The following is a 9,791-nucleotide window of genomic DNA, read 5'->3' on the forward strand; positions in this document are numbered from 1 at the left end:
TTGCCTTTTTTAGAACTTTTGCGGTTTAGAATTTCCAATTCCTTTGATTTTGGTGCTTGACATATTACCGCAGGACTTCTTTTATTTCTCCTAAAGATGTAGAATACTCGGTTGTTTAGAAGGAGTGAAAAATATTTTATATAACATCTAAATTCTACAACTTTAGTTACTACTATATTAGTTTTAATAATAAAAACGATTCCTACGCTTATACTAAAATGAATCTTTATAACTAATAAAATAGGTAAAAAGGGCAATAAACCAAGTTTACTGCCCTTTTTCTTTATTAAAATTCCATAGCTGCCTTCACAGCTTTTTTCCATCCGTTATATAGATTTGTTCTTTGATCTTCTGACATTTGAGGCGTAAATGATTTTTCTAAATTCCATTGGTCAGCAATTTCAGAACGGCTATTCCAAAAACCGACCGCTAATCCAGCTAAGTAAGCAGCTCCTAGTGCAGTGGTTTCGTTAATAACTGGACGCTCGACTGGCACGCCTAAAATATCGCTTTGGAATTGCATTAAGAAATTATTCTTTACCGCTCCACCGTCTACCCGTAATGTTTTTAGCCTAATATTGGAATCAGCTTCCATTGCTTGAAGGACGTCTTTTGTTTGATAGGCTAAGGATTCCAATGTTGCACGAACAAAATGTTCTTTTGTCGTTCCACGTGTTAAACCGAAAACGGCTCCTCTCATATGACTATTCCAATACGGTGCTCCCATCCCTACGAAGGCAGGAACGACATAGACTCCATCGGTTGATTCCACTTTTTCTGCATAAGACTCACTGTCAGCAGCAGACTTAAACATGCGAAGCCCATCTCGTAACCATTGAATAGCTGAGCCTGCTACAAATATACTTCCTTCCAATGCATATTCCACTTTTCCATCGATTCCCCAGGCAAGAGTAGTTAATAACCCGTGTTCAGATTTTACAGCTTTCTCCCCCGTATTCATTAACATAAAGCATCCGGTTCCATACGTATTTTTGGCCATTCCTTCTTCAAAACATGCCTGGCCAAAGAGAGCTGCTTGTTGGTCTCCTGCCGCTCCAGAAATCGGAACTTTTTGTCCAAAGAAATGTGCAGGATCAGTATACGCGTAAACTTCCGATGATGGGCGGACTTCTGGTAGCATGGATGATGGAACTTGTAGTATATTCAATAACTCTTCATCCCATTTTAAATCATAGATATTATACATAAGCGTACGGGATGCATTGGAGTAGTCTGTTACATGTGCAGCTCCTCCAGATAATTTCCAAATAATCCAAGTATCAATGGTACCAAAAAGTAACTCTCCTTTTTCTGCCTTTTCTCTCGCACCATCCACATTATCTAAAATCCATTTCACTTTTGTTCCTGAAAAATATGCATCTATTAATAACCCTGTTTTATCTCTAATAATTTGATCATATCCTTGCTCTTTTAAATTTTCACATATATCCATTGTTTGACGAGATTGCCAAACGATAGCGTTATAGATCGGTTTACCTGTTTGTTTATCCCATACAACAGTTGTCTCACGTTGATTCGTAATACCAATTGCTGCAATCTCTTCTGGTTTAATTTCTGCTTCTGAAAGTGCTTCTGCCATTACCGCTAAAACCGAGCCCCAAATTTCGTTCGCATTATGTTCCACCCACCCTGGTTTAGGAAAGTATTGTGTGAATTCTCGTTGAGCAATCTTTACAATCTCTCCCTTTTTATTAAAAATTATGGCCCTTGAACTTGTCGTTCCTTGGTCAATTGCTAAAACATATTTCTTTTCCAAAAGAATTCCCCCTTATTCACACAATAAAGTCTTACGATGATAGCTATACTGTTCTGTTATTTGTTCCTTTATCATAAACAAAAGCCCACACACCAACAAGTAAAAAGATTACAGACCCAAGCCAGAAAGCTGGACTAAGCTCTCCTAAAAACATGGCTTCGTAAAATAATGCTCCATATATACCCCCAAAAATCGGTCCAATCACTGGTACCCACGCATACCCCCAATCTGAATTTCCTTTTCCAGGTATAGGTAAGAAAAAGTGAGCGATTCTCGGACCTAAATCACGGGCTGGGTTAATAGCATATCCTGTTGTTCCTCCTAATGACAAACCAATGGCAATAATCAAGAAGCCGACTAATAACGGATTTAGTCCTTCTGCTAATTGATTCGCGCCTATCGATAAAATCCCTACAATTAATATAAATGTTCCAATCATTTCACTTAATAAGTTAGCTGGTAGACTACGAATGGCAGGAATGGTTGAAAATACTCCTAATTTTGCTTCTTGATCGGTAGTTTCTTTCCAATGTGGCAAATAGTGAAAGTAAACAACAACTGCACCAATGATCGCCCCTAACATTTGCGCTAAAATATATGCAGGTACATCATTCCAAGGAAAATCACCAATGGAAGCTAGGGCAAGTGTAACAGCAGGGTTAATATGTGCTCCACTAAAATTACCGATAGCATAAATAGCAATAGCTACTGCAAGTCCCCATCCAAATGTAACAACAATCCAACCGCTATTTTCTGATTTAGTACCACGCAACACTACTCCTCCGACGACACCACCACCAAAAATAATTAATATCATCGTCCCAATTAATTCCGCTAAGAAGGCTGACATGAAGAATTCCCCCTTTATTTTTTCAATCAATAAAATAAATCAATTAACTTTTTTGAATAAAAAAATTAATAACTGCTCTTAACGCGTCTGATTCATCTTTTCCATCACACGATATTGTTACTTCATCGCCTTCTTTAATAATTGCACCGACTAAACTAAGGACGCTTTTGGCATTAATCATTTTTCGATCAGATTTAATATAAATATCGCTTTCAAATTTCCTTGTTATTTTTGTTAACTCTGCAGCAGATTTGGCATGGATTCCCGCCGGGACGGAAACAATGACTTGTTGTTCAATCATGTCATAACACCTCTATTACTATTCATTTTAGAAAGCCCTTACATTTTAATTGTAAATGTTAATATTTGGATTACATTGCTTCCAATCCCGCTTTCAATAGTTGCAACATAGGTACCTTCTACAAGAAAAATCATGAAATTTTTCCCTTTCACACATCACATTCTGTACGAGAACGATTCCTTGTTTTATAAATGTCATATTTGATATTACTTCCACTAATTCCGACATTAAAATTACAATTGAACAAAAGCCTAAATTTTAAATACCTACCAAAGCTTTACTGGTTGATGGGTTTCCTTTACAACATTTTCCCTCCTTTACAAAAAAGAGTCTTTTGTCCATATATATTTCAAAACTTCATCAAACATGTTATTTAAGATATAAGTTTTTGGAGCAAAATAAAAAAGAGATAAGGACCTAAATAGATGTTCCTTATCTCTTAATAATTCATGATGTAATTTGTACACAATTATCATTTTCTTGTTTTTTAATGACACGATCATAGGTTAATGTTGTAATCATGGCAATAATAAATAATCCAATAAGTATTAAAAATAAATATGACATTCCAAAATAATCAACGATCAATCCTCCAAGCAAAGGTCCAATCATCCGACCGCATGTTGCGGCACAATTAACGACACCTTGATAAAAACCTTCTTTGCCTTTTGGTGCTAACTCATTTGCAATTGTCGGTACCGCTGGCCAAATGAGCATTTCTCCAATCGACATAATCGTCATTGCCGCAACAAATCCGCTAAAATGTTCAGCGACTGAAGCGATTAAAAAAGAACCGATGAAAATAAACAGTCCTACAATCATTTGAAGTTTGACCGTTTTTAAAATAAATTTAATGGTTCTTGACAAGACTGGCTGTGCTAATACGATGATCATACCGTTAATGGTCCATAATAAACTATATTGTTTTAAAGTAATATTAATTTCCTGCGTATATGTTGCAATTGTTGTCTGCCACTGGACGTAAGCTACCCAACAAAGTAAAAAACCAAAACTTACAATTAGCACTGCTATAAAATTTTTAGATATAACAAGTCTTTTCTTTTCTCTTTGTATACCATCTTTCGTTCGAACTTCCGTAATGGAACGATAGCCAAAAAAGGCAATAAAAAAGAATATAAAGTAAAACAGGAAATTTGCCAAAAAAATAAGTTGAAAAGAGAATGATGCCACAACTCCACTTAAAGCGGATCCGATAGCAACCCCAATATTTGCAGCTACATACATAGCATTAAAAGCCTTTCGTCCTCCGCTTTTCCATGAAGTCCCGGCCATTGCATACATTGCCGGATGAACAATCCCTGTTCCTAATCCAATTAAAATGAGAAAAATAACATAATGTGTCCAACCGTGCCAAAAAGTGAGACCTAAAAGGGACACAAGGGTTATAAAGATCCCTAACATAACTGATTTATATCCGCCTATTTTATCGTATAAATATCCACCATATAAATTCCCTATGACAGTAGTTGCAGAATTTAACATGAGAACAATCCCTGCTAGCGATAGGGATTTTCCTAAATAGTCGTGTATATAAATTGTGTTTAATGGCCATAAAAACGAACTTCCAGTTACGTTCACAACCATCCCAATCACTAATAGCCAAATAATTTTTGGCATCGTTTGACTCCCCTATCTTGCGTTTATTTCGAATACCTAAATATTTTAGAGCTTTTTTTAATCCAGAGCAAGAAAAATTTATAAGTCCATAGATACATTTTTTATCAAAATATATACCCGGCCATCTTTATGAAAGAATAGCCGGGTAGAATGGTCATCTGCCTATTCCTATTATGGACAGTCGTAACTTAATTTTTCATTTGTATTTGTTACCATTTATAAATGGTTGAGAAAATCTCCTTTAATGATCCGAAAGAATCATATCATTTTGTATTTGTTGCAGTAATAAACGCTTGCGATGAAGAAGCTCGCGTTGTTCTGGACTTGCGCTATTCATCGTTTTCATTAAATCATTATATGTCTCTTCTAGTTGCATTAAAGCCTCGGTATATTCTGTTTCATTCACTGATTCTTGTCTCGATTTTTCTTTTAACTGTTCCTCTGCAAAGCGGACCGTTTCATCCACTCGGTTAAGGAGATGGTCTATGGACTTTCTCGTAGTCATGTCGAACCCCCTTTTCAAATATGAAGAGCCCATTCTCTTCAATGTTAGTTTAAACAAATCAGACAAAATTTCTCATTCAATTGTTTCCATTCATATAGGTTGGCTTATTCAAACATTCCATGATAAAATTCGAACATAACATTCCCTAATGGAGGTTCAGGATGAATCCTTTTCCATATTCATTTGATCATAAAAGATACCATACATGGAATTACCATTTAAAAAACACATTCGGTCATAAAGTATTTAAAATCTCTTTGGACGCAGGGTTTGATTGTCCAAATCGTGATGGGACCGTTGCTTTTGGCGGATGTACATTTTGTAGTGCTAGTGGTTCAGGTGATTTTGCTGGAAATAGAAAAGAAGACTTAGTTACGCAATTTAATACAATAAAAAATCAAATGCATCAAAAATGGAAAGACGGAAAATATATCGCTTATTTTCAAGCTTTTACCAATACACATGCACCTGTGGATGTATTACGCTCCAAATATGAACAAGTGTTAAAATTAGATGGAGTGGTTGGTTTATCTATCGCTACAAGACCAGATTGCTTACCTGATGATGTGGTAGAATATTTGGCAGAATTAAATGAACGAACATATTTATGGGTTGAACTTGGCTTACAAACGGTGCATGAAAAAACAGCTAACTTAATTAATCGTGCCCATGATTATCAATGTTATATCGATGGAGTTCAAAAATTAAGAAAGCACGGCATTCGTATTTGTTCACATATTATTAATGGATTACCGCTTGAAACATATGATATGATGCTTGAAACCGCAAAAGAAGTTGCCAAACTTGACGTTCAAGGTATTAAAATCCATCTTCTTCATTTACTGAAGGGGACACCAATGGTCAAACAATATGAAAAAGGTCTCGTACAGTTTTTATCGATGGACGAATATGTTCAATTAGTATGTGACCAGTTGGAAGTTTTACCCCCGGAAATGATTGTTCATCGCATCACTGGTGATGGTCCTATCGATTTAATGATTGGTCCCATGTGGAGTGTAAACAAATGGAAGGTTATGAATTCCATCGATCAAGAACTTGAAAGACGAAACAGTTGGCAAGGAAAGTTTTATTTTAAGGCTAAAGAGGAGAAGTTCGTATGACTTTAGAAAAAATCATTCCATTTTCCCATTCTCTTTTAAAAAAAATTGTACAAGCAGGTGATATTGTTGTTGATGGAACTATAGGAAATGGAAATGATACACTTTTATTAGCTCAACTTGTTGGAAAATCTGGCTTAGTATACGGCTTTGATATACAAGAAAAAGCTATCGAAAATACAAAAAAACGATTGGAAGAGAACAATGCCCTTAATCAAGTCCGATTATTTCAAAAAGGGCATCAATATATAAAAGAATGTATCCCAAATGAACATTGGGGCAAAGTAAAGGCAGCCATCTTTAACCTTGGTTATTTGCCAAAAGGAGATAAATCAATCGTTACAAAACCGGAAACAACCATTGAAGCAGTTAAACAATTGCTAGAAATTATCACAACAGAAGGTTTAATCATTTTAGTTGTATACTCTGGACATGAAGAAGGGAAAATAGAACAAGAACAGTTGCACAAATTTTTAATCTCCCTCGATCAAAATATAGCAAATGTTCTACTTTATCAATTTATTAATCAAAAAAATAACCCTCCATTTATTTTTGCTATCGAAAAAAAGTAAAATCCAAAAGGAGCAATTCAATCATGCTCTTTTTGGATTTTTTTCATTTATAAAAGTTCATTTGCGATTAATTCAAACGATTTTAACTTGTCATTGAAATCATAAGTAATCGTTGCCAACATAATTTCATCAGTCTCATATCTTTCACATAACTGAATGATTTCTTCTTTCACTTTTTTCGGGTTTCCAATAATCATCCGTTTACGATTTTCTTGAATTCGTGCAAGTTCATAGGGACTATATTCATATTGAGCCGCTTTTTCTGGACTAGGTGTACCAAGAGATGGGATTCCTTGTTCTAATAAAAGAAATGATAAGTCGATACTTGAAGCAATTTTTTCTGCTTCTTCGTCTGTCTCAGCACAAATAGCAAAAACTGCCGTCATGTTTTTCGGTTTTTTTAAATACTTTGAAGGTTTGAAATGGCGAAGATACATATTCATATAATATTCTCCACCTTCACCATTTATAAATAATGCAAATGTATAAGGTAAACCTAAATTTGCCGCTAATTGCGCACTTGATGGACTTGATCCAAGTAGCCATACTTCAGGAATCGCTTCGACTATCGGGGTAGCCTTTAAACCATATAACATATGATCCTTATCTAAATCATCGTTCAAATAAGCTAATAATTCTTCCACCTGCTCAGGGTATTGATCTACGTTTCGATTTCTTCCCCCTTGTAAAGCAATCGTTGCTCTCGGCATTCCACCAGGAGCCCTTCCAATTCCTAAATCCACTCTATTAGGTACTAATCCTGCCAATACTTTAAAGTTTTCTGCCACTTTATAAGGGCTATAGTGGGGTAACATAACACCACCAGATCCCACTCGAATCGTTTTCGTTTTCGCAGCAATATAAGAAATTAAAACTTCTGGTGAAGAACCTGCTAACCCCGTCGTATCATGATGCTCGGAAACCCAAAATCTCTCATATCCAAGTTTTTCAACAAATTGTGCTAATTGAACCGTTTGTTTTAAGGCTTCCTCTGCCGTTTGTCCTTCCGAAATTGGAGATTGATCAAGAACACTAAGTTTTATTTTCATGTTAAACACCTCTAGTTTTTCATCACTTCTATTTTGAATGAAAAGATAACAAATGTCGAAAAAGGTGCTCACAAACATGATTCTATAAAAATTTTGTCTTCATTTTTCTATACAATTTACCGTTTAAATAAAAAAAGTAACTCGTAAATCCTTTTTCTTTCAGTAACTTTTTCGCTAACTTTTTTATTTTCTTTGAGGAGTTTGTTTTTTCATCAGATAAATAAATCCCTAAAAGTCCATCACTAATTAATTGATGGAATTTTGCATGTGGCAAAAGGCTTGTACTTTTTTCAGCTTCCCTAATAAAATGTAAAAAGCGTTCAAACATCTCCTCTTCATTTTTATAGTAAAAGCAAAAATTCAAATCTCCACCTAGACGATCTTCTTCTTGATCAATGAAATAGTCGAGTAAAATGTGCAACCCTTGAATAAAAGGAAAATACCCATCTTTAATTTTCCTGCTATGTTCCTCTTTAAAATCATTTCGAAAAGCATATGTAACAAGGCAAAAAATGCCCAATGTAGATCCTGCCGATGCAGAAAACTCATACCAATCCATAGGAGGAAATTTATGTTTATGAGTATTAAACCATTGCATTAGCCTAGGAATTCTTTTTTCTTCAACAACATGTTTATGTATTTGTAAGTCACAGTAATATTGACATAGTTCAATTAAATCATCTTTAATATAAGAATATGCTGGCACTGTTTTTAAAATAGCCTGACAAGTTTTTACTAATTCATGTAAATATCCACCATCATCTTGATGATCTCTATATCGATAATAGTTCGGAAGATTTTCCTCTAGAGAAATGGAATGAAGCATTGATTCATGTAATGCCTTAAAATCTTCAGGGTCTAATGATGTGCTTCTATCACAAAGATTGTCCAAATAATCGCTAATGGTTTGATAAGCAACAATAAACGTAATAATTTCTTTGTAACAATTAGGAGCTAATAAAGATAAAATACTTCCCCCTTCGCAATGAAATGTTTTTAACTCTATACTGTCTAATGCTTGTTTTCTTAACTCAGGATCTGGAATTTGTCTCGCTCGTTCCTTCCAATAGCTTAGTTGTTCATTTACCGTTGGGAAAATATATTTATATGACTTCAACATTAATTGAAGAGCATTTAATGGTACAGACATGTTTTCACCTCTATAATTTGGGCAAGCCTACTTTTATTCATATAGACAATCTTACGATAAAATTAGTTATTATACTATTATACCTAATTCTTTATCTTAAAAAATTAACAATGATTCATAACGAAAGGATGGATGTTCGTGATTTATTCATACTACGGAAAAACCCCTGTCATTTCAAAAACAGCATTTATTGCTGATTATGTAGCCATTAGCGGTGATGTGACAATAGGAGATTATACGAATATTTGGTTTAATACATCGATTCGTGGGGACGTCGCTCCAACCTATATCGGATCAAAAGTAAGTATCCAAGATAACTGTGTTCTCCATCAAAGTCCAAACAATCCATTAATTATCGAAGATGAAGTGACTATTGGACATCAAGTGATTTTACATAGTTGCATTATTCGCAAAAAAGCATTAATCGGAATGGGTTCAATAATTTTAGATCAAGCTGAAATTGGTGAAGGAGCATTTATTGGCGCTGGAAGTCTCGTTCCTCAAGGGAAAAAAATTCCTCCAGGAGCTCTAGCGTTCGGGAGACCTGCGAAAGTTATACGAATGTTAAACGAAGAAGATATTAAAGACATGGAGAGAATTGTTCGCGAATATACAGAAAGAGGACAATATTATAAATCACTCCAACAGAAAAATAAAAAAGTTTAATTTACCATTATAGTTGAAAAATTATAATGAATGTTGTGTCCAAGGCAAAAATCATCATTACTGTCTAAAAAACAAATCGAGTAGGAGGGGGTGACTAACCCCCGACCTCTCACACCACCGTACGTACCGTTCGGTATACGGCGGTTCAATTAAGTATGACGTAGA

Annotated in this window: 10 protein-coding genes; 3 read left to right on the plus strand and 7 right to left on the minus strand. The window is 35.0% G+C overall.

Annotated elements, in window-relative coordinates; translation table 11 throughout:
* Positions 1–286 precede the first annotated feature (286 nt).
* The 5 genes from glpK to AC3ASS_RS12690 all read right to left on the minus strand — a co-directional run bounded on the left by glpK (position 287) and on the right by AC3ASS_RS12690 (position 5,071).
* The gene (gene glpK / locus AC3ASS_RS12670; RefSeq protein WP_488283889.1) at positions 287–1,777 is read right to left on the minus strand and encodes a glycerol kinase GlpK; all 1,491 of its coding nucleotides are present in this window, start codon (positions 1,775–1,777) and stop codon (positions 287–289) included.
* 43 nt (positions 1,778–1,820) lie between these two features.
* Positions 1,821–2,627, minus strand: coding sequence for an MIP/aquaporin family protein (locus AC3ASS_RS12675; RefSeq protein WP_488283890.1), 807 nt, complete (start codon positions 2,625–2,627; stop codon positions 1,821–1,823).
* A 43-nt stretch (positions 2,628–2,670) separates the two neighbouring features.
* Positions 2,671–2,928, minus strand: coding sequence for an HPr family phosphocarrier protein (locus tag AC3ASS_RS12680; RefSeq protein ID WP_488283891.1), 258 nt, complete (start codon positions 2,926–2,928; stop codon positions 2,671–2,673).
* Positions 2,929–3,375: 447 nt separating this feature from the next.
* The gene (locus AC3ASS_RS12685) at positions 3,376–4,566 is read right to left on the minus strand and encodes an MDR family MFS transporter (RefSeq protein ID WP_488283892.1); all 1,191 of its coding nucleotides are present in this window, start codon (positions 4,564–4,566) and stop codon (positions 3,376–3,378) included.
* 241 nt (positions 4,567–4,807) lie between these two features.
* Entirely contained in the window at positions 4,808–5,071 is a 264-nt protein-coding gene (locus tag AC3ASS_RS12690; protein WP_488283893.1) for a YtzC family protein, read from the minus strand.
* Between the two features lie 161 nt (positions 5,072–5,232).
* Here AC3ASS_RS12690 and mnmL point away from each other — a divergent pair, with 161 nt between their 5' ends.
* Positions 5,233–6,192: a tRNA modification radical SAM protein MnmL/YtqA gene (mnmL, locus tag AC3ASS_RS12695; RefSeq protein WP_488283894.1), complete on the plus strand. Its 960-nt coding sequence runs from the start codon at positions 5,233–5,235 to the stop codon at positions 6,190–6,192.
* Positions 6,189–6,761: a tRNA 5-(aminomethyl)-2-thiouridylate-methyltransferase MnmM gene (gene mnmM, locus AC3ASS_RS12700; RefSeq protein ID WP_488283895.1), complete on the plus strand. Its 573-nt coding sequence runs from the start codon at positions 6,189–6,191 to the stop codon at positions 6,759–6,761. Before mnmL ends, mnmM begins: the two co-directional genes overlap by 4 nt.
* Before the next feature lie 47 nt (positions 6,762–6,808).
* On the opposite strand, the gene AC3ASS_RS12705 is transcribed toward mnmM, so the two are convergent.
* Both AC3ASS_RS12705 and AC3ASS_RS12710 read right to left on the minus strand, forming a co-directional pair.
* On the minus strand, positions 6,809–7,810 hold the full coding sequence (locus AC3ASS_RS12705) for an LLM class flavin-dependent oxidoreductase (protein ID WP_488283896.1): 1,002 nt from the start codon (positions 7,808–7,810) through the stop codon (positions 6,809–6,811).
* 82 nt (positions 7,811–7,892) lie between these two features.
* Positions 7,893–8,960 (minus strand): tetraprenyl-beta-curcumene synthase family protein, encoded by a 1,068-nt coding sequence (locus tag AC3ASS_RS12710; protein ID WP_488283897.1) that lies wholly within the window; start codon positions 8,958–8,960, stop codon positions 7,893–7,895.
* Between the two features lie 138 nt (positions 8,961–9,098).
* Here AC3ASS_RS12710 and AC3ASS_RS12715 point away from each other — a divergent pair, with 138 nt between their 5' ends.
* On the plus strand, positions 9,099–9,626 hold the full coding sequence (locus AC3ASS_RS12715) for a gamma carbonic anhydrase (protein ID WP_488283898.1): 528 nt from the start codon (positions 9,099–9,101) through the stop codon (positions 9,624–9,626).
* Positions 9,627–9,791 lie beyond the last annotated feature (165 nt).

The sequence above is a fragment of the Bacillus sp. JST-5 genome, from assembly GCF_057747715.1.